This window comes from Bradyrhizobium sp. YCK136, assembly GCF_044570075.1.
GTDB classification, from domain to species: domain Bacteria; phylum Pseudomonadota; class Alphaproteobacteria; order Rhizobiales; family Xanthobacteraceae; genus Bradyrhizobium; species Bradyrhizobium diazoefficiens.
Window position 1 is genome coordinate 1164518 of record NZ_CP172424.1, and the last position, 19146, is coordinate 1183663.

Sequence of the window (19146 nt, forward strand, 5' to 3'; positions counted from 1 at the left end):
GGCTAACCCTTGATTAAGCTGTTTTGGTTTTGTCGGAGCATTAGTAACCGCTGCAGCTCCTGCTGCAGGACTGCCAAGCACTCTCGCGCCGTCTTGTCTTCCGGCGTCGCCTCCAATGTTCGCGTCAAGCGTTCCAGAAGAACACCATGCTTGTCAGCGCGCAGTACGTCGGGATGACGAAGGCGCGGAACTACGAAGGAGAGTAGTCCGCGGGACAGATTGGGACCATAAAGCGAAGCCAATCTCGCGCGTGCATCTACCTCATTCGCTCCTGCTTCGCTTTCGAATAAAGTGACGCGCGAGATGGCGCCGACGGAATCGACCCCGAGCGCCGCTTCGCTCGCACCATCAATTGGCAGATCATACGAAGCCGCATCCTGCCACGACGCCCGCTTCGTGCCGCTATCCGCATGGGCGCCTCCGACTTCGAGCTTATCACCTCGCGAAGGAGGCGAGCCGATGACTGGTGCGTGCTGGCCCGCATCTAACCCCTGCGATGAGTTGCCGGGCCCTACGGAGTGCTGAGGCAGCCTAGCCATGGCCTTCTCCTTCTCTTTTGCAGGGTAGAGACCTTAATAGGGCAAAGCGGCAGATCGGCCGTTGCGGCTGAGCAGAACTCGTCCATCCTCGATTCGATCAACGGTCCATCCATTACTTAAGAGCGCGCCGACGAAATACTTCTGCCCGGCAATAAGCAGATAAGGTTCGCTTCCGCGCCAGACGGCTTGGACAGCAATCGAAGACGGCATCTTTTCCTCTTTCACCGCGACAGCGTTCACAAGGGTCGGGGTACCATTGCTTTGACGATCGAACCATTGCTGGATTTCTTTCCATTTTGCAACGAGGTCCGGCGCAATCGTCCCTTCCGCGGTCACGAAGCCGGGCCCGTGCCCGATCTTGACGTCAGGAAGGCCCTCTCGTTCGATCTGTTGGCGCAGTGATGCGGCCATTTCATCAGCAGCTCTCGCGTCAAAATGATCGACGGTTGGTTTAACGGCAATTTCGACCGCGTGCGATGATCCGGTGCTTGGCGCCACCGCCCTATCGCCGGGGGCAAAGATGATTGAGACGGTGCCGATCGCGACAGAGCTGAGCAAGATCAGGCTGAGTGCCACGATCGAGCGGCGAGATCGCTTGCTCGAAGCAATTGGTTGGAAATCCTGTGCCGACCAGCGGATGGACATCGCGCCGGCATGAATGATCGCGGGAAGCGGCACTCTGACGCGCTCACCTGTTGCAATGCTAGCGTGACGGTCAGTGCTGATTCTGGCAGCGAGCGCTTCGAGCTCGATCGAATCGCGCTGCGGGATGACGCGAAGATGATGCGGTTCGAGCCCTTGTTCAACGAAGATCATGTCCGCATCGAGGCCGCTGCCCACAATGCTCTCGCCGCCCGCCGTCTTTCCTTTGAGCCCGGTATAGAGCCCCGAAAGCACCTCGAACTCAAGCGAAACAGAGTCGTTCACGATAATCTCCTGAATAACGAGAGAAGCCGTACGGCGGTGCCGTACGGCTCATCCAGACTTCGTCATTCACAGCGCGGCGACGGTAGCAACTGCGGTGAGCCACCCGTCTTGCAGAATTACTGGACGCGCTCGTCGGCGACCTTCTTCTCGGACGAGAGTTCGGTCGTAATTCTGCGCATTGCCACGGCCTGGGCCTGAACCTTCTGGCTCACACGCTCGAATTCAGCCATCTGGTTCTGGAAGCCGCTATCGCCGGTCTGCTGGGCACCAGCAGCGCCGCCATTTCCGCCAACATTGTCAACCGCCATGTCTATTTGCCTTTCTTTTGGGATAACGCTGGTTCTGATTTGTTACGAGGTGCGGGCCGGCGAGACGATCGCAGGAATGGAAAGGAACATGGGCGTACCGCCGAGCGTGCTGAGCCCGAGGTTCAGCTCCGGGCTCTTGCAGGCAGTCTCGTGCTTGGATTGCACCTCGGTCTTTTCGCCGGCGTCTTTGTGGTCTTCGGCCTTATCATGGTGACCCTCGTCGGGCACCAAGGTGTAGACCACCTTGTCAAAGACCTTGTCCACGGTCCCGCCCAGTGCCGAACCAATTGCCGCTCCGGCCGGGCCGCCTAGGTAACCGCCGGCGGCGCTTCCAATCATTTCTCCGATCATTGCGTTCTCCTATGTTCGTCTTGTTGCGCAGACGACTGTTCGCCTTGCTTCAGCGGCCTCATGCTAGGGGCGCTAGCTTTCGAAAAGCTGACGAGCCTCACGTTGAGGCGAGTAGGCTGATATTTTGCGGCAGGCTTGCATCTGCTCGCAATCATCGGATCGCCCTGGCGCTCCCAGCGGCGCCCTATAGCCGGCTTGGATGAAGGCGAGTTGAGCCGTGCTTAGCTGCGCGTTCAAGAATGATTTGACTTGGCGGAACCTTCGCAGGCGCGTGGCTTGCAGGGTGGAGCACGGAAGCGGGATAAGGTCATCGAGCCGTGCGGATCTCAGCCCTCGCTTGTCCCGTTTGGCTAAGATGGCGGCTTGCGAAAGCTCACCTTTCGCGAAGTCTTGATGCCTGGGAAAATGCAGCGAGAGTTCAAGCTGTTGATCGCTCCTCGCAGGTGATGTGCAGTTCCGGCGGGAGCGCTGATTGCGGTGAGGATGAGATGATTGGCTGGTAACCGGCAACGTCGTGTCATTTGCCTGAAGACATGGGAGCACCGCTGGTACCAGACGAATCTTGCCAGGAGGGAATATTAAATCTTGCGATACGTTCAGCGAAGGATGCGTTTCGGACATCCGATCGATGCCAAAGTGCGTGCGGCTTGGCTCGCTGATCATCGTCAGCTTTTCGACAGGTGTTCGGGCTACCGTATCTGTGAGTTGAATGCGCGTGATGTGCTCGTGCGGTTACGGTGATGGGGCGAGAGAGGATCTCCATAGGCTGCCGGTTCTGGCAAGGGAATTAGTCGTTCGTTCGGATGAGCTGATCAGGCGCTCTCATGCAGATCTGAAGCGGCGGATCTTAGGTGACTATGCGCGTAACGCTCACAGTTTTACAGATGTCGTCTATGCAACAGGAGTGAACTAAATGCAGTATCTTCCCGTGGCTGGCCTGCCAGTGGTGGGTGCGCCCGACTCGATGAACGGAGTGGCGCCGGAGGGCGCTGTTGTCACTCCCACCTTCAACGCCATGTTGGGCAATATGCCCCGGCGAGCTACCAGTACTTGCCGGTAGCCTCACCAGCCCTCGTCGGTACGGCCGTTGGGAGTGTCGTTCCGGTTGTCGTGGCGCCAGCCGTCGTTACGACGCAGGCGTACATGATGGCGCCTCCTCCTCCCACCATGCTGATGAGCCAGCTGAATCAGAATGCCGAGTCTGCTGTGGATCCGGTGTGGACGCATGAGGTCAAGGATGGCAAGGCCACGATCAACCTTGGGGACAAGTATACGATTACGGCCAATGAGAAGGATGGCACGTGGATAGTCCGCAACAACCAGACCGGCCATGTCACGGTCATTCATGGCGACCCGCACGTTGATGCCGACGGAGACGGCAAGGATGACTTCGATTTCAAGAAGGATATGACGTTTCAGCTCGACGACGGCACGAAGATTACTGTGAATAATGTCGACTACGGCAATGGCCAGGCCATCTCTTCAAAGCTTACGATTACCAACGGCCACAACGCGATCGTTGTCGAGGGGCTCGGCGACGACAAGGATGGCAAAAACAATCTGAGGGTGACGCAGTCCAACGCTGGGATGACCCTTGACGAGTTGACGTCTGATGGTGCCCAAACGATCCATGAGAGTGGACAGGGATGGGTCGATGGCGCCGGACGCGCCGTGAATCAGGCGAGTATCGACGACGGCGAGCAAGGGCGGGGCCGGGCAACTACCAGTATGCAAGCGGAGCGCCCACCTCTACGGCGCCCGTCTTCTTCGTTCCTCCTCCGCCGCCGCCTCTTGCGATGGTGCCTGTTGCGGCTGCCCAGGTGCCCACGCAGTCTTCTCAGCCGGCGCCAGTGTGGTCACATGAGGTCAGGGACGGCAAGGCTGAGATCAAGCTTGGTGATAAGTATTCGATCTTGGTCGACGAAAATGACGGAACAGTGCTCATTCGTAACAGTCAAACAGGCAAGATCACCTCGATTAAAGGCGATCCCCACGTCGATGCCGACGGTGACGGCAAGGTCGACTTTGACTTCAAGGAGAACATGACTTTCCAGCTCGACGACGGCACGAAGATTACTGTCGACACCGTTGATATCGGCAAGGGCAAAACGATGGCCTCGAAGCTGACCATTACTAACGGCGACAATGCCATGGTCGTCGAAGGGCTTGGAGACCGCTTTGACGGTAAGAACAATCTCAAGGTGACGCAGTCGAATGCGGGCCGTACGCTTGATCAATTGACTTCGGACGGAGCCCAGACGATTTATGAACAACCAGGCTCGGGCTGGGTTGACCGGTCTGGACGCCAGGTGAACCAGGAAATCATCGACAGCAATGAGAATCCAGGCACAACGTCCGATGCTTGAGTTGGCCTGAGGTCTGGCTGGTACTGCGAAGCGGTTCCAGCTTATGGGATAAGTCACTGAAGTGGGCGCTAGCGCCCGCTTTTCGTGTTCAGTGAGGGAGATGAAGCCCACTTTTCTTGGAACGTGAGTCGTGATTCAAGGTCGGGATGATACCCGAAGCAAGAGAAGTCCACCTTTCGAGGAAAGATCGCAAGGTGCTTGAGGCGTGCTGTCGCTCACCGGTGACGTTGCAGCGCGATTTGAAGCGGGCGCGGATAGTTCTGTTGGCGGCGGATGGGCGCAGCACCCGGTCGATCGCCAAGGAAGTTGGGGTCCAGCCGCGGATTGTCAGCCTTTGGCGGCATCGCTATGCCGACCATGGCCTTGAAGGGCTGCAAGACAAGCCGCGGCCTGGCAAGCAGCCGATCTATACGAAGACGACCGACAAGCGGATTCTGAAGCTGCTGGATAAGCCGCCACCGCAAGGGTTTGCGCGCTGGACCGGCCCCCTGCTGGCCGAGGCGCTGGGCGATGTCGATGTCCAATATGTCTGGCGGTTCCTGCGCAGCCACAAGATTGACCTGGTGGCTCGCAAGTCCTGGTGCGAGAGCAACGACCCGAACTTTACGGCCAAAGCCGCCGATGTTGTCGGCCTCTATGTCGCGCCGCCGGCGAAGGCCATTGTGCTGTGCGTGGACGAGAAGCCCTCGATCCAGGCTTTGGAGCGAGCGCAGGGTTATCTGAAGTTGCCCGATGGCCGCGCCTTGACCGGCCAAAGCCACGATTACAAGCGGCATGGCACCACAACATTGTTTGCGGCGCTCGAAGTCGCCACCGGAAAGATCATCGCGACCCATTCAAAACGCCGGCGCCGCGTCGAGTTTCTCGATTTCATGAACAGCGTCACCGCGGCTTTTCCGAACCGCAAGCTTCACGTCATCCTCGACAACCTCAACACCCATAAAAAGAACGAGGACTGGCTCAAGGCCCACCCCAACGTGCAATTTCATTTCACGCCGACAAGTGCGTCCTGGCTCAATCAGGTCGAGGTATGGTTTTCCATCTTGCAGGGGCAGTCGCTCAGCGGCACCTCCTTCACGAGCCTCAAGCAGCTTCAGGAACACATCGATGCCTACGTCAACGCATACAACGACAGAGCCGAGCCCTTCGTCTGGACCAAGAAAAAGGTCCGTCAACGCCGTTTCAAAGGCCGCCGTATCACTCAGCTCTGATTCCGGGTACTAGGTGCGGCGGCCTCGATGAGGATCTTAGCTCTTAGCGTGATAGGGGCAGTCTGAGCTTTGGCGCCAATTCGTAGCGACAAATACGCCATAACTCAGGATCAGGCAGCAGCAACATGCCTCGATGCTGAGGGGCAGCGGTCCCCGGAGTTCTGCAGATATGGGCGCAGCGAGCGCCAAGTCTGCCTATGTTACGGAAAATCTCGGAGGATCTCTCTAGCGCACGATCTCGCGGGCGGCTGCAGAACCAATCGAGGATAATAGCTGACGAAGTTCATCGGCGGGGAGCGCTCGGGCTCGCTTAGAACGTCTGGTGCCCTGGCTAAAGAGCGCTCCTGATGAACCCTCATCGAAGAATATGTGACACGGCGGCATGAGCAAGTCGCTGCGGCGTCTTCCGAAAATTGCGAGGTCCTGCAGAACGGCCGCACCGCCTGCCTGGAGGATCACCTAAGACGGTCTAGCGGCTGCTGTTGCCAAGTCCGCCTGCTTCACCCGATCGTTTTCGGTTCGGCTTGCCGTCCGTCAGGTCCTCCCTGTGCGCGTCTGATAATCCGTCCTTCAGCCATCATCTAGCTCGCTCATAGCGTCATCCATGTCTGACTGGGTATCGCTTATGACCTGGGTAGCGACGGCAACCAGAGCTTTTTCGAAGGCCCGCTGCAACAATGCTGCGTGCGAGTTGTCGCCGCCGTTCGCGGCGTTATCGGTGTTTGTGCCAGCGTCTGGCGCCGTTGCTGCGATATCGGCTGCGCCTGTGTCCATGTCATAAAACTCAGATAGCGGCGGTGCCGCGAGATGACCTATTCCTTTCGTGCTAGCAGGGGCAGCTCGCAAGAAGCTGACGAAGAGTGAGGCCGGATTGATGCCGCGATTCGTGCCCCGAGTGATCTCAGGTGGTCCGGTGTTTGGAGGTTTGTGCGAAGAACTGTGCTGGTTCTAACAACCGGTATGTTGAAGGTATTTAGGGGGGCCGGTCATACCCAGACTATCCTGATCCGCAACGCGCTTACCTTCATCTCGACGACATGGATCGCCTCGCGGTCCTTTTAGAATCGCAGGGTGACTCGCGGGGCTGGCGCGCCAGACACGCTTTTGCAGCAATGCCTTTCTCCGCCCGCGTTCTGTTCTCACCGAACCATTTGAAAAACCATTTCATGCATCTGGCTCGCGTGGTCGTTGACTTGACCGCTGCCCTCGAACGAGTTGGTCTGGCACTTATGAAGTGGTCTGATAACAGAAGCGTGGCCGCGGAATAGCCGCTGGGAAGGCCTCGTGTCCTACCATCCGGAAGGCCGGTGCCGGCCCCGCGAGATGGCCCTGCCGCTGCTCGGCTGCAGCTATTAGCGGAAGGGCGGATCTTCCGCGTCCTCAGGTTGGTCTTGCTCTCCCTCTTCAGGCCAAAGGGCCGGATCTAGCGAGGGCGTGAGACGAATGAAGTTCTCCTCTCTCCATTCGGCCGTATGAGGCAACGCCGAGAAGGGTAAAGATTGTTACTGGGTGGTCCTGGCTCGGCTTCACTCCGCTTCGCTCCAGCATGTCGATCTGAGCGCCTGTGGCTGTTTGACCCGTAAACACCCAATAGTCCTTGGCGAGATGTCCATCCCGCATACGGAACCCGGAAAGTTCTGGCGGAGCTTCAGAAGACCCAGGTTGGGGCGGTCCCGCCTGCAATGGCCGGGCATGCGAGGGGCCGGCGTGCGGCGGCTCATCCTGAAAAAGGGGCGGTGCGCGATGGTCCTGCATGCGATGTCCCCGCTTGAGGCTCACCGTGCCGTGGCTCGGCTTGCGATGGGCCGACATCCAGAGTCTGCCATATCACATCTTGATCGAAGCCGGGATGTTCCTCGATCGCCTGAGCTATGGCCTGCGGCGAGAGATGCTGCTGGCCGTTGTCCGGCTCTGGCGCAGCGACGGCCGCAGGCGCGGCATATAGATTATCCTGCCAACCCGAGTCTGGCCCAAGGGGATGCGCTAAATCTGGGTAAGGCGGATAGAGGTGTCCTGTCTCCAAGTATGGAGATAGGGATGGCCCGCGTCGAGATAGGGTGAATAAGCCTCGCCCTGCAGCACTGGATGGGCGACTCCCTGCGCCGAAGCGGGAGCCTCTGAACCGCTGAGCTGCCGCTCGAACTCGGTTGCATCTGTAGCCGTCCGTGCTGTGTCGGGCTCCGGGCTCGTATCCGCCGGGGCGACTGCATTGAAATCCACCCTGTTTCTCCTTCCAACTGATGACGCGCATTGAGCTATGCGAAGCCTCAGCTAGCTCGGAAGCGCGCGTGCGGAGGCCCACATTGATCTTTAATGCCTCGCACTGCGTGAAGGCAGCGCTACCCAATTTCCCTCGAGCATCCGGTCTCTTATCCATCTATCGGGCTGCCTCAAGCAGGGCAGCCGTCAAGACCTCGCAGGCTCATGCTGGGGGCTTTAGCTTTCGAAAAGCTGACGATCGGATGCGACTTCAGTCGGAGCGGTCTTGCATCTTCGACCATCACTTCTGGCCTGGACCGGCTTCGCGCACAGCGCCCCCATGAAGCGGCGTTTCGGGAGAAGCTTCCGGCCGCCCGTCCCGGAAGACCGTGCTCGAGGAGCCGCGAAACAACATCAAAACCGACTCGTGTTGTGACCTCTCGGCGGCGGGACTGCGCCGGGCCTGCGCTTCCGCCACAAGGCCCTTGAGGGTCTGGTCCACCAGCGCAACAAATCTGGGTGGGCCAGAAGCAAGGATGAGGCCCTCTCCCGGGGCAGGTTTCACGATATAGCGCTCATCCGAGATGTTGAGCGCGTCGAGCGCGGCCTTGAGCGCATCGAAGCTGATTGGGTTCAATACAATGAGCCGGCTTTGCGCCTCTTGGGCGGCGGAGATGTAAAGGACAAGTCCGTCATAGTACCACTGGAGATTGTACAAAGCAGTCAAACGGTCAAGGAATTCTCGTGGCGGCAGGTCCGGCATTCGTCCACGAATCCGGCCCCTGACGTCGGCGCTGACATTGACCCTGATATTGAGATTGTTTCCGAACTCCTGCAGCGCCGCAGCAAGATCCTGATCGAGAACGGTGTAGCTATAAGGGGCGGGCGGCAGCGAAAGGGATGCTGCAGACGTGCGCAAAATTCCGACACAGATGAGAACACCGGCACAAAAAATTCTTTTTAAGATATGTACCACCGTGGACCGCGCGAGCATTCCTTGACGCCTTCCGCTCATCATGAAGTTAGAGTTTCGCCGCAGCTTGGAAGCCAAACGTGATCATTAGATGACCAAGTCAACCTGATCTCCGTCAGGTTTTCGTCAGCTCGGCAGCCTATGAACTTGATCGGTTCATCGGCTAAAGCCTAGGTCATCAAACCAGTACAATGACACACTCCATGTTGTTAGGCGCAACGCCGATTCCTCCCAGTTCAGCCGGTTGTCTTTCCGGTGCCTGCTCTCCGGCAGCTGCTGGCGAGCAGGCGCGTTTCGAGCAGTCCCTGGCGCAAGTAGCTCCCAATCAGGGGTCTGCTTTCCCGTCCGTGAATCCACCCGCAGCGACTCCTCCGATATTGGAGGTCCAGCGCACGAATGTGCTGGCAAGTCCGCCGGGCGACCGAATCCTCCAAACCCTTTCCGGCATCTACCAGGGTCGAGCCGTTTCTCCGGCGATTGCGCCGGCTGTCGTAAATGGGGTGCAGCCTGGGCCGGCTGCGCAGCCACTTTTGCCGGCGGATAACGCCGGAGCCAATGCAGCTGTTAAGCCGGTTGGAGCTGATTTCGAATCGATGATGACGAATCTGCGAGACGTCTACAAAGACGTTGTTCAGGTTTCCCTCGTCTCCAAGGGCACCAGCGCCGTCAGCTCGTCGCTAAACAAGCTGCTATCGGCCGGCTGAGTAAGCTGATGACTGGCGATATGAAGAGGGGGAGCTCCGGCGGCCGTCAATCGTGGCGACGGCTTCGCGTGTTTCTTGCTATGCCCCTTCTCCTCTCGCTGATCGGCTGTAAGACCGATCTCTACACCAAAATTCAGGAGCGCGAGGCTAATGAGATGCTCGCGCTTCTCCTTGGCAAGAGCGTTGATGCTGTCCGTGTTGTCGCCAAGGACGGAACCAGCACAATCCAGGTCGAGGAAAAGCAGCTCGCTTATTCGATTGACCTGCTCAATGTTGAGGGGCTGCCGCGCCAATCCTTCAAGAATCTCGGCGAGGTGTTCAAGGGATCGGGCCTCGTTGCCTCGCCGATCGAGGAGCGGGCGCGATACGTTTATGCTCTAAGCGAAGAATTGTCGCGCACGATCAGCGATATAGATGGCGTCCTTTCAGCACGCGTTCACGTCGTTCTGCCGAAGAACGACTTGTTGCGGCAAGGTGCGACCCCGTCCTCGGCATCGGTCTTCATTCGACATGGCTCCAGCGCGAGGCTTTCGGCACTATTGCCGCAGATCAAGATGCTCGTCGCAAACAGCATTGAAGGGCTGTCCTATGACAAGGTCGCCGTTGTCTTCGTGCCGGTCGAGCGCGCTCCAGTCGAGCAGTCTGCCGGTCCGGGAGTCCCTGTGGCTCAGTCAGCAAGAGCCGGCTCATCGCCGTTACTTGCGCTTGCTGTAGGAGGCGCCGGAGCGGTATTCGGCATCGTCGCTTGCGTATTGCTGGGCCCGCGCATGCGTCAGTTTGGAAAATCATCGCGTAAGCTGAGCGTGTTCGGTAGGGGCTCGCGCCTGTCTGCTGACCAAGCGGCGGGCAAGATGATTGCTGATGCGTCATAGTCTGGACGCTCATGCCGCCATCAATGTCAACCACAGCCACAAAAACCAATCGCTCGTTCACGCTCGCAGCCGATCGGCTGCGCGAGCTTGCTGCCTCGGCCGATCCCGGTCGTTTCGCCGGGCTTCTTGACCCGCTGCTTTCGCCTTCCACTTTGGCTCGGCTACAGCAGAGTGCCAGGCTACAGCCAAGGCTCGCCGAACTGCTTTTGGGTAGCAAGGGGGAGGTGAGCTGCGGCGACTGGAGCGAAGATGCTCTCCTGGGGCATGATCCGCGGCGGGCTGCGCTGCTCGCGGGCGGCATTTGGCATGCACGCTCCATCCTCAAGCTGTTCTCCAGGCACGATCTGCCTGTGTTGGTGGAGTTGATCGGTGCCGAGGCGCATGCTTTCGCAGTCCGGCATTTATCCTGCGCCGTCGCAACGGCCCCGATCGCCGATCCAGAGCAATTGTCCCGACAGATCGAATATGACGGGCATGCTTGTCTCGGCGCTTGGCTCGAAGAGACTTCATCGCTTGCTCGTATCCGCGTGCTTCTACGCTTGCCCGCTGGGACGGCCGCCGAGAGCTCAACTGCCGAGCACCGTAGCGCAGCAGGCCCGCTGCTTTCCCTCGTCATGGCTCATTTGCGCACTGAGGATGCTGGGGCATGACGGCCGATGCCCTCGCACCACCCGCGGCCCCGAAGATTCGGGCTCTTGGACCGCTGATCCCAGCTGCGCAGCTTGAGATCTGGCACGATGCCATACAGGCGCTGGCCGCTGCCGAGCGGCATCTGCAGCGGGTTCGAGGGTGGGCACGCCTGGCTTATGAGCGGGAACGTGCGCAGGGCCGCGCCGAGGGTGCAAAGGCTGGCGCAGAGGAAATGGCCCGGCTGATTGCGCAGGCGACTTGTGAACTGGCCCAACGCAAGGCGGTTCTGGAGCGGGAATTGCCGCAACTGGTCTTTGAGATCGTTCGCGATCTGCTTGGCGCATTTGATTCGGGCAAGATGCTGGTCCAGTGCGTTCGTCATGCCATCGAGCAAAGATATAAAAACACGGAGGTCTGCCTTCACGTATCCCCACTGAAAGCCGACCTGCTAGCCAGTGAGTTCAAGGATTATGACGGACTTGAGGGCCGGCCGAAGGTCAGGATTGAGGCGGATCCGGCGCTGAGCGCGGACCAATGTGTTTTATGGAGCGAGTTCGGCAACGTCGATCTTGGGCTTGCCGCGCAGCTGCGCGCGCTGCGCCTCGGCTTTGGCTTGACGGAGGAAGCTGAATCGTGACCGTGCAACGACCGACCCATCATGCCGCGGCCGCAGAAGGAACCGTAAAGGCCGCACTCTCATCCTTAAGATCTTCCGCCAAGCACATCGATACACGCGCTGTCCGCGGCCGGATCACGCGGGCCGTGGGCACGCTGCTGCACGCCGTCTTGCCGGAGGCCAGGGTCGGAGAACTGTGCTTATTGCAGGATCCTCGCAGCGGATGGTCGCTCGAGGCCGAGGTAATCGGTCTGTTGCCGGATGGGGTGTTACTCACGCCCATCGGGGACATGGTGGGGCTGTCCAATCGCGCAGAGGTGGTGACGACCGGGCGAATGCAGGAAGTGGCTGCCGGCCCCGATTTGCTCGGCCGCGTGATCGACAGTTTTGGCCGGCCGCTCGACGGCAAGGGTCCTATAAAAGCCGGCGAAGCCAGACCGCTGCGCGGCAGGGCGCCTAATCCGATGAAACGGCGCGCGATTGAACAGCCGTTCCCGCTCGGCGTCCGTGTCCTGGATGGTCTTCTCACATGCGGAGAAGGTCAGCGGATCGGAATTTATGGTGATGCCGGTTGCGGCAAGTCGACGCTGATGTCGCAAATCGTAAGAGGCGCAGCGGCCGACGTCACTATCGTTGCGCTGATCGGCGAGCGCGGTCGAGAGGTGCGTGAATTCATCGAACGTCATCTTGGCGAAGCCCTTCACCGTTCCGTCGTTGTGGTGGAGACTTCCGACCGTTCGGCGATGGAGCGGGCCCAATGCGCCCACATGGCGACAGCGCTAGCCGAATATTTTCGTGATCAGGGCCTTCGCGTCGTTCTGATGATGGATTCTTTGACGCGCTTTAGCCGCGCCATGCGTGAAATCGGACTTGCCGCAGGAGAACCGCCGACCCGGCGCGGATTTCCGCCATCCGTTTTTGCACTGTTGCCGGGCTTGTTGGAGCGCGCCGGCATGGGCGAGCATGGCTCCATTACGGCCTTCTATACTGTGCTTGTCGAAGGTGACGGCACGGGTGATCCGATAGCGGAAGAATCACGCGGCATCCTCGATGGCCACATTATTCTCTCCCGCGCGTTGGCCTCCCGGGAGCATTTTCCGGCGATCGACGTGTTGTCGAGCCGCAGCCGCGTCATGGATGCGATCGTGTCCGTGCCGCATCGCAAGGCGGCATCCTTTTTCCGTGATCTGCTGTCACGGTACGCTGAGGCCGAGTTCCTGATCAAGGTCGGTGAATACAAACAAGGCTCTGATCCGCTGACCGATCGGGCGATCGCCTCGATCGAGCAACTGCGGGCCTTTCTGCGCCAGGGGCAGGGTGAGGCGTGCAGCTTTGAGGAGACGATCGCATGGATATCGCGTCTGACCGCCTAAGTCCCGTTCACGCCTCGAAGCTGCGGCTCGTAAAGGACATGCGGGAGCGAAGCGCCATTCGTGAATTGTCTAACATGGAAGCCAAGCGCCACCTTGCGATCCAAGCTGTCCAACGAGCTTTCGAGCATCTTACACATGCCGAAGAGCGCCGGGCAAAGCTCGAGGCAGAGCTCTATCGGGAGATGCTAGCAGCCGATGCGATGTCTGTTTGCGAGCTGCAGCGGCGCTATCATCTCATCATCGGCCGGCTCACAGATGAGATTGCAGCGGCGCAGCAGGTTCTTGAAAATGCCCGTGCTGCTCAGGCGCAAGCTGAGACTGCGGTTCTTGAGGCGAGGGCCGTTTGGGCCAGGCGTTCAGCGGCGAGCCAGAAATGGCGTGAGATTGATCAAGACGTTCGGCGCACCACGAGTGCTCATTTCGAAGCCGCCGCCGAAATCGAAGCTGATGATGAAGTCTTGCTCCGCTACCGGCGCGGCCCGTCAGGGCAGACGGGAGGTGAGCCAGCATGATTGCAGATCCTCTCACGCGCGAGCTCGGGGCCTGCGGCGCGGAAGCCGCACCGGCCTCAGACCGGCCGGCTGAGCGCGCAGCCTTCATGCCGTCACTGATCCTGTCGCACGCAGTGGCCTCGTGGCTTAACGAGATCACAGCGTTGCGTGCGCCTCTACAAGGCCTCCTCGGCGAGAAGCCGCTATCTGTGCGCGTGAGCCGGACCGTCTGGCAGGCGGAGCCGGCTGCGGCACCGATGCTCGACTGCGTCTTCGAAGTAGAAGGTGAAACCTTGATCCTGTCCTTGCCGGGTAAGCTTGCGGAAGCGCTGGTTCGGACCGTGCAGAATGGGCTTACCTTACCTTCTGAGCCGGCGCGTTCGCTGGTCCTGGAACTTGCGCTTGAACCCTTGCTTGCTGCGCTGGAAAGAATGACGCAGCGGAATCTGCAGCTTGTTCGCACCGAGGAAGCGCGGAGTACGCAGCCTTATCTTGAATTTGACGTCGCCTATGGTGAGCTCGCCAGCAAGGCTCGGCTGCTTCTATTCTCTCCGTTCGACGGTCCGGTGCCTCCGGCTTTCACCGTCCTCGGCGAGCTGCTCGGCCGATTACCGCGACAGGCGGCCAGGCTGCTTTCCGAACTCCCGGTCATCGTTGCAGGCCATATCGGCTCGCTCCGCGTCGCGATCGGCGTTCTTCGCCAAGCAGAGCAAGGCGATGCGCTGCTCCCGGACACAATTCCACTCGCGCGAGGCCAAATTGTTCTCGTTGTAGACCGATTGTGGGCCCCTGCAGAGATTGGCGGCGACAGGCTGGTGCTGCGAGGACCATTCCGCTTGCGATCCCACCCTCTAAAAAGTGAAGATGTGATGCCCCAAAACCAGATGCAACAGCAGCCCCCGTCAGAGGCGGATATCGACAGCATCGAGATCACACTCGTATTCGAATGTGGCCGCTGGCCGATGCCGTTGGGAACCTTGCGAACCATCAACGAAGGCCACGTGTTCGAACTTGGCCGGCATCTTGACGGGCCGGTCGATATCGTTGCGAACGGCCAACGTATCGGCCGAGGCGACATCGTGCGGATCGGCGAGGAGCTCGCCGTCAGGTTACGCGGCAGGTTGGCGCTTAATGACTGAAATTCAACCCAGCATCCTGGCGCTTCTTGCGATAACGGTCGGCCTTGGCCTCCTGGCCTTTGCTGTCGTCACAACTACAGCCTTTATCAAGGTCTCGGTTGTTCTCTTCCTCGTGCGCAATGCGCTAGGAACTCAATCGATACCGCCGAACATCGTCCTTTACGGAGCGGCACTCATCCTGACCGTCTTCATCAGCGCTCCAGTCTTCGAGCAGACCTATAACCGCCTTACCGATCCGCAACTTCGCTACCAGAGTTTCGATGACTGGGTGATGGCCGCCAAGGAGGGACAGGAGCCGCTGCGTGTTCATCTGAAGAAATTCACCAATGAAGAGCAGCGCCGCTTCTTCCTGTCATCCACCGAACATGTCTGGTCGGAGGAGATGCGCGGCAGCGTAACGGCAGATGATTTCTCAATTCTTGTGCCGTCGTTCTTGATTTCCGAACTCAAGCGGGGCTTCGAAATCGGTTTTCTTCTCTATCTTCCCTTCATCACGATCGATCTGATTGTCACCACGATTTTGATGGCCATGGGTATGTCGATGGTATCCCCCACAGTGATATCTGTCCCCTTCAAGCTCTTTCTGTTCGTCACTATCGACGGCTGGTCACGTCTCATGCACGGGCTAGTACTAAGCTACACCACGCCAGGAGGTTGACCATGAACGAAGCCAGCATCCTTACGCACCTCAGTCAATCGCTCGTGCTCTTCATGATCTGGGTTCTGCCGCCGTTGCTCGCAGCTCTGATCTCCGGACTGATCATTGGCCTTATCCAGGCGGCAACTCAGCTCCAGGACCAAACCCTGCCACTGACGGTCAAGCTTCTGGTTGTCGTCGCCGTGCTCGCCGGTTTTTCCCCGGTTCTCAGCGCCCCGCTGATCGACCAGGCCGAGCGCATCTTCAGCGAGTTTCCGGCACTCACCGCAAGATACTAGCAGAGCTTGGATGGCTGGCCTGTCACCCGCAGAGGCGCAAGTTCTCGTTCAGGGCTCGATCGAATTCGTCGCCGCAACCGGCCTGAGTGCGGCCCGCGCCCTAGGCATCATGCTGGTGCTTCCTGTCTTCACCCGGCCGCGTATCAGCGGCCTCATTCGGGGAAGCCTGACGATTGCGATTGGCCTGCCTTGCCTTGCTCAGATCAAGCTCGGTCTGCAGGCCTTGGACCCGAACACGCGCTTGGTTAGCGTTACCATGCTTGGCGTGAAGGAGGTGTTCGTCGGTCTGATGCTCGGCATCCTGCTCAGTATTCCACTATGGAGCATACAGGCAGTCGGCGACATCATCGATACCCAACGAGGAATTTCAAGCCAAGTTGCGGGGGAGGATCCCGCGACGCACAGCCAAGCGACTGGAACCGGGCTCTTTCTCGGTGTTACGGCGGTTACGATCTTCGTTCTGGTCGGCGGGCTGCAGACCATGGTGAGCGGCCTTTATGGCAGCTACCTAGTGTGGCCTGTCTATCAGTTTTTGCCTGCCTTGACAGTGCAAGGGGCAGTGGAGTGTCTTGCCCTTCTCGATCGTATCATGATGACGACCTTGTTGGTCGCCGGGCCGGTTCTGGCCCTGCTGTTGCTGGTGGATATCTCGGTCATGATGCTCGGCCGTTTTGCATCTCAGCTCAAGATGAACGATCTCTCCCCGATGATCAAGAATGTTGCATTCGGGGTCATTATGGTCAGCTACACCGTCTATCTGCTCGAATATGCCGGTTCTGAAATCCTGACCTCGAACGACATGCTCGATCATCTGAGGAAGCTGTTGAAATGAGCTCTACGAGTGAGGAGAAAAAGCTTCCTCCGACGCCCAAGAAGCTGCGCGATGCGCGCAAGAAGGGGCAGAGCGCGCGCAGCTCCGATCTAGTGAGCGGCGTCAGCGCCTGTGCCGGTTTCGGCTGTCTGTGGTGGCGAGCGGGTGCCATTGAGGACAAGTGGCAGGAGACGGTCCGGCTGGTCGATAAACTGCAGGAGCAGCCGTTCACAAGCGCGGTGCCACAAGCGCTCAGCGGCTTGCTAGAACTTTCGATTGCCACTGTCGCTCCGTTGCTCGCCGCTGCCGTGACAGCAGCTCTTCTGGCCAATGTCCTGGCCAATGGCGGCTTTATGTTTGCTTCGGAGCCGCTCAAGCCGAAGCTCGAGAAACTCGATCCCATCAAAGGCTTGAAGCGTATCGTCTCGAAACGTTCGGCCATCGAGCTTGGCAAGACCCTGGCTAAAGTGGTTTTGCTTGGTGCGATCTTCTTTTTAACCGTGACCGCGAGCTGGAAAGCGCTGGTGTACCTGCCAGTCTGCGGCATGGGCTGTTTTGGTTTCGTCTTCACCGAGGTTAAACTGCTGATTGGCATTGCCGCTGGAGCTTTTCTGGTCGGCGGATTGGCTGACCTTCTAATCCAGCGTTGGTTGTTTATGCAGGACATGCGCATGACGGAAACGGAGGCCAAGCGGGAGAACAAGGAACAGCAAGGCAATCCGCAGGTGAAGCGCGAGCACCGGCGGCTGCGGCAAGAGTCGGCAAACGAGGCTCCACTCGGCATCAGCCGGGCCACGTTGATATTGCGGGGACCGGCAACGTTGATTGGTCTGCGCTATGTTCGCGGCGAGACCGGTGTGCCGGTGTTGGTCTGCCGTGGCGAGGGTGAAGCTGCTTCACAGCTGCTTGGTGAGGCGCGCGCGCTTCGCCTCAACATTGTGGAGGACAATGTTCTGGCGCGTCAGCTGCTCGGCAAGGCAAGGCTCGGCAACCCGGTGCCTTCGCAGTATTTCGAGTCAGTCGCAAAAGCGCTCTATGCGGCGGGGCTAGTCTAGTCATCCGGAACGCAAGTTCGTCGCATTGGTTGATAGCTCGAATCTCGAGAGAGGAGAGCGCTTGTGGCGAATGCAGGTGGGAAAGGCCGGCCGATCGCGCCGTTGGTGCTGAGTCCGCAGGAGCGGGCGTACTTGGAGAGGCAAGTTCGTCGTCATCGTGCTGCGCGGTTGCTTTCCTGAGCGATGCCGCGCGATCCTGCGGTGGGCGGATGGCTTGCCAAGCAAGTTTGTGGCTGCCGAACTCGGCCTCCACGAACACACCGTTGGCAAGTCGCGCCGCCGATTTTTGAAGGATCGCTGTGATGGCTTGCTTGACGAGGCACGCCCTGGCCGCCCTCGCACCATCAACGACGATCAGGTTGCCACCGTGATCGAGCGCACGCTGCGTACGACGCCGGCCGAGGCGACGCAATGGTTGATCCGCTCGATGGCTGCGGAAACTGGCTTTTCCCGCACCACGATCCGCCGAATGTGGTCGGCGTTCGGCTTGCAACCGCACCGTAGCCAGACATTCAAGTTGTCGAGCGATCCGCGGCTCGTCGACAAGGCACGCGACATCGTCGGCTTTACCTGTCCCCGCCGAACCGAGCCCTTGTCCTCAGCATCGATGAGAAAAGCCAGATTCAGGCACTCGATCGCGAGCAGCCGGTCTTGCCAATGATGCCCGGCATACCGGAGCGTCGTACGCACAGCTATGTGCGGCATGGTGCGACCTCGCTGTTTGCCGCGCTCGATGTCGCCTCGGGGTTCGTCATCGGCAAATGCTACAAGCGCCACCGGGCAGTCGAGTTCTTGAAGTTTTTAAAAGAGATCGATGCTCAAGTTCCTGAAGGCCTCGATGTCCATATCGTCATGGACATGTGTAGACGCCCCCGTTGGTGCAAGAAGAATCTTTCGAAGAGTGCGGAGCGTGGTCGGGCGCTGACATGTGTTCGGCCTTTTGTTGCGGCTGTCACATGCCGCTGGCCCGTATGGGAGTTCGCGGAACGGGTCCAATTCAACTTCGCGTGCTCGAGGCGCGTATCCATGATCTGGTTTTCCCATTCCTGTCTCGTGACCGTGCGCCATACTCTCCGGTTGACCTTCTCACACTCACGGTCCCTGCCGCGGAACTACTTCGCCGCAGCCGGAGCCCGATAGGTTCCGCCTCTCGCCATCAATGCCCAGACGATGCGCGCCATCTTGTTAGCGAGGGCGACGATCACCAGCATGGGCGGCTTGAGGGCAAGCATGCGCGCAAGCCAAGAATCCGCTGTCGAGCCTTTGCGCATTGCCCAGCGCACGGCCGCGCTCGCGCCGATGATCAGTAGTCGTCGCAGGGTTCGTTCGCCCATACGTGACGTCTTGCCGAGCTTCTGCTTGCCTCCGGTGGAGCGCTGCAGCGGGGTAAGCCCCAGCCATGCCGCAAAGTCGCGTTGCGACCGTGCACGTCGGCTGCGCGGCAAGACATTTAAGGATCTGATCCCGGCGCAGCTTCTTGCGGAAAAGCACGGTTCCTGATGCATCCGCGCCGTGCATCTGGAATACATTCTTCGCCAGATCCAACGCGATTATGCTAAATTCCGACATGGACGCCTCCGTTCAAGTGATGGTCAACGACACCACTTTGGCACAGCGATGCCGTGAGGGGGCGTCCACATGGGGT

At 59.3% G+C, this 19146-nt stretch carries 20 protein-coding genes and 3 pseudogenes; 16 read left to right on the plus strand and 7 right to left on the minus strand.

Annotated features, from left to right (window positions below; all coding sequences use genetic code 11):
* Positions 1 to 2: 2 nt before the first annotated feature.
* From ACFLEY_RS05580 to ACFLEY_RS05595, 4 genes are all read right to left on the minus strand, one after another.
* Positions 3 to 539: a hypothetical protein gene (locus tag ACFLEY_RS05580; protein WP_060909116.1), complete on the minus strand. Its 537-nt coding sequence runs from the start codon at positions 537 to 539 to the stop codon at positions 3 to 5.
* Positions 540 to 572: 33 nt separating this feature from the next.
* Positions 573 to 1466 (minus strand): hypothetical protein, encoded by an 894-nt coding sequence (locus tag ACFLEY_RS05585; protein ID WP_060909115.1) that lies wholly within the window; start codon positions 1464 to 1466, stop codon positions 573 to 575.
* A gap of 116 nt (positions 1467 to 1582) precedes the next feature.
* Positions 1583 to 1774: a hypothetical protein gene (locus ACFLEY_RS05590; protein ID WP_014497948.1), complete on the minus strand. Its 192-nt coding sequence runs from the start codon at positions 1772 to 1774 to the stop codon at positions 1583 to 1585.
* A gap of 42 nt (positions 1775 to 1816) precedes the next feature.
* On the minus strand, positions 1817 to 2125 hold the full coding sequence (locus ACFLEY_RS05595; RefSeq protein ID WP_060909114.1) for a hypothetical protein: 309 nt from the start codon (positions 2123 to 2125) through the stop codon (positions 1817 to 1819).
* Positions 2126 to 3298: 1173 nt separating this feature from the next.
* Between ACFLEY_RS05595 and ACFLEY_RS05600 the strand changes: the two are divergent.
* From ACFLEY_RS05600 to ACFLEY_RS05610, 3 genes and pseudogenes are all read left to right on the plus strand, one after another.
* A pseudogene (locus ACFLEY_RS05600) lies at positions 3299 to 3775 on the plus strand (DUF1521 domain-containing protein); the annotation flags it as partial.
* Positions 3776 to 3921: 146 nt separating this feature from the next.
* The gene (locus tag ACFLEY_RS05605; protein ID WP_249163597.1) at positions 3922 to 4491 is read left to right on the plus strand and encodes a DUF1521 domain-containing protein; all 570 of its coding nucleotides are present in this window, start codon (positions 3922 to 3924) and stop codon (positions 4489 to 4491) included.
* Positions 4492 to 4637: 146 nt separating this feature from the next.
* Positions 4638 to 5702: an IS630-like element ISRj1 family transposase gene (locus ACFLEY_RS05610; RefSeq protein WP_082755507.1), complete on the plus strand. Its 1065-nt coding sequence runs from the start codon at positions 4638 to 4640 to the stop codon at positions 5700 to 5702.
* A 570-nt stretch (positions 5703 to 6272) separates the two neighbouring features.
* Here the strand turns inward: ACFLEY_RS05610 and ACFLEY_RS05615 are convergent.
* Complete coding sequence (locus ACFLEY_RS05615) at positions 6273 to 6476, minus strand: hypothetical protein (protein ID WP_011084616.1); 204 nt, start codon at positions 6474 to 6476, stop codon at positions 6273 to 6275.
* 994 nt (positions 6477 to 7470) lie between these two features.
* Here ACFLEY_RS05615 and ACFLEY_RS05620 point away from each other — a divergent pair.
* Positions 7471 to 7647 (plus strand): hypothetical protein, encoded by a 177-nt coding sequence (locus tag ACFLEY_RS05620; RefSeq protein ID WP_211434332.1) that lies wholly within the window; start codon positions 7471 to 7473, stop codon positions 7645 to 7647.
* Between the two features lie 555 nt (positions 7648 to 8202).
* Here ACFLEY_RS05620 and ACFLEY_RS05625 read toward each other — a convergent pair.
* The gene (locus tag ACFLEY_RS05625; RefSeq protein WP_020608155.1) at positions 8203 to 8895 is read right to left on the minus strand and encodes a secretin N-terminal domain-containing protein; all 693 of its coding nucleotides are present in this window, start codon (positions 8893 to 8895) and stop codon (positions 8203 to 8205) included.
* Positions 8896 to 9077: 182 nt separating this feature from the next.
* Between ACFLEY_RS05625 and ACFLEY_RS05630 the strand changes: the two genes are divergently transcribed.
* The 12 genes and pseudogenes from ACFLEY_RS05630 to ACFLEY_RS05685 all read left to right on the plus strand — a co-directional run.
* Entirely contained in the window at positions 9078 to 9578 is a 501-nt protein-coding gene (locus tag ACFLEY_RS05630; RefSeq protein ID WP_171901143.1) for a nodulation protein NolB, read from the plus strand.
* Between the two features lie 8 nt (positions 9579 to 9586).
* Positions 9587 to 10450: a type III secretion system inner membrane ring lipoprotein SctJ gene (sctJ, locus tag ACFLEY_RS05635; protein ID WP_060909113.1), complete on the plus strand. Its 864-nt coding sequence runs from the start codon at positions 9587 to 9589 to the stop codon at positions 10448 to 10450.
* Positions 10451 to 10461: 11 nt separating this feature from the next.
* Complete coding sequence (locus tag ACFLEY_RS05640; protein WP_011084622.1) at positions 10462 to 11100, plus strand: nodulation protein; 639 nt, start codon at positions 10462 to 10464, stop codon at positions 11098 to 11100.
* A complete protein-coding gene (gene sctL / locus ACFLEY_RS05645) occupies positions 11097 to 11717 on the plus strand; it encodes a type III secretion system stator protein SctL (RefSeq protein ID WP_028181536.1) in 621 nt (206 codons plus the stop codon). Before ACFLEY_RS05640 ends, sctL begins: the two co-directional genes overlap by 4 nt.
* Positions 11714 to 13069, plus strand: coding sequence for a type III secretion system ATPase SctN (gene sctN / locus ACFLEY_RS05650; protein ID WP_011084624.1), 1356 nt, complete (start codon positions 11714 to 11716; stop codon positions 13067 to 13069). The genes sctL and sctN overlap by 4 nt, the downstream gene beginning before the upstream one ends.
* Positions 13045 to 13581 carry a hypothetical protein gene (locus tag ACFLEY_RS05655; protein ID WP_011084625.1) on the plus strand — a complete coding sequence of 179 codons (537 nt, stop codon included), beginning with the start codon at positions 13045 to 13047 and terminating at the stop codon, positions 13579 to 13581. The genes sctN and ACFLEY_RS05655 overlap by 25 nt, the downstream gene beginning before the upstream one ends.
* Positions 13578 to 14699: a type III secretion system cytoplasmic ring protein SctQ gene (sctQ, locus tag ACFLEY_RS05660; protein ID WP_082755552.1), complete on the plus strand. Its 1122-nt coding sequence runs from the start codon at positions 13578 to 13580 to the stop codon at positions 14697 to 14699. Before ACFLEY_RS05655 ends, sctQ begins: the two co-directional genes overlap by 4 nt.
* Positions 14692 to 15357: a type III secretion system export apparatus subunit SctR gene (gene sctR / locus ACFLEY_RS05665; protein WP_011084627.1), complete on the plus strand. Its 666-nt coding sequence runs from the start codon at positions 14692 to 14694 to the stop codon at positions 15355 to 15357. Before sctQ ends, sctR begins: the two co-directional genes overlap by 8 nt.
* A gap of 2 nt (positions 15358 to 15359) precedes the next feature.
* Positions 15360 to 15635: an EscS/YscS/HrcS family type III secretion system export apparatus protein gene (locus ACFLEY_RS05670; RefSeq protein ID WP_011084628.1), complete on the plus strand. Its 276-nt coding sequence runs from the start codon at positions 15360 to 15362 to the stop codon at positions 15633 to 15635.
* A 10-nt stretch (positions 15636 to 15645) separates the two neighbouring features.
* The gene (gene sctT, locus ACFLEY_RS05675; RefSeq protein WP_060909111.1) at positions 15646 to 16467 is read left to right on the plus strand and encodes a type III secretion system export apparatus subunit SctT; all 822 of its coding nucleotides are present in this window, start codon (positions 15646 to 15648) and stop codon (positions 16465 to 16467) included.
* Complete coding sequence (locus ACFLEY_RS05680) at positions 16464 to 17501, plus strand: EscU/YscU/HrcU family type III secretion system export apparatus switch protein (RefSeq protein ID WP_011084630.1); 1038 nt, start codon at positions 16464 to 16466, stop codon at positions 17499 to 17501. The genes sctT and ACFLEY_RS05680 overlap by 4 nt, the downstream gene beginning before the upstream one ends.
* A 63-nt stretch (positions 17502 to 17564) precedes the next feature.
* Positions 17565 to 18359 (plus strand): annotated as a pseudogene (locus ACFLEY_RS05685) (IS630 family transposase); the annotation flags it as partial.
* Between the two features lie 254 nt (positions 18360 to 18613).
* Here ACFLEY_RS05685 and ACFLEY_RS05690 read toward each other — a convergent pair.
* A pseudogene (locus ACFLEY_RS05690) lies at positions 18614 to 18919 on the minus strand (transposase); the annotation flags it as partial.
* Between the last annotated feature and the right edge of the window lie 227 nt (positions 18920 to 19146).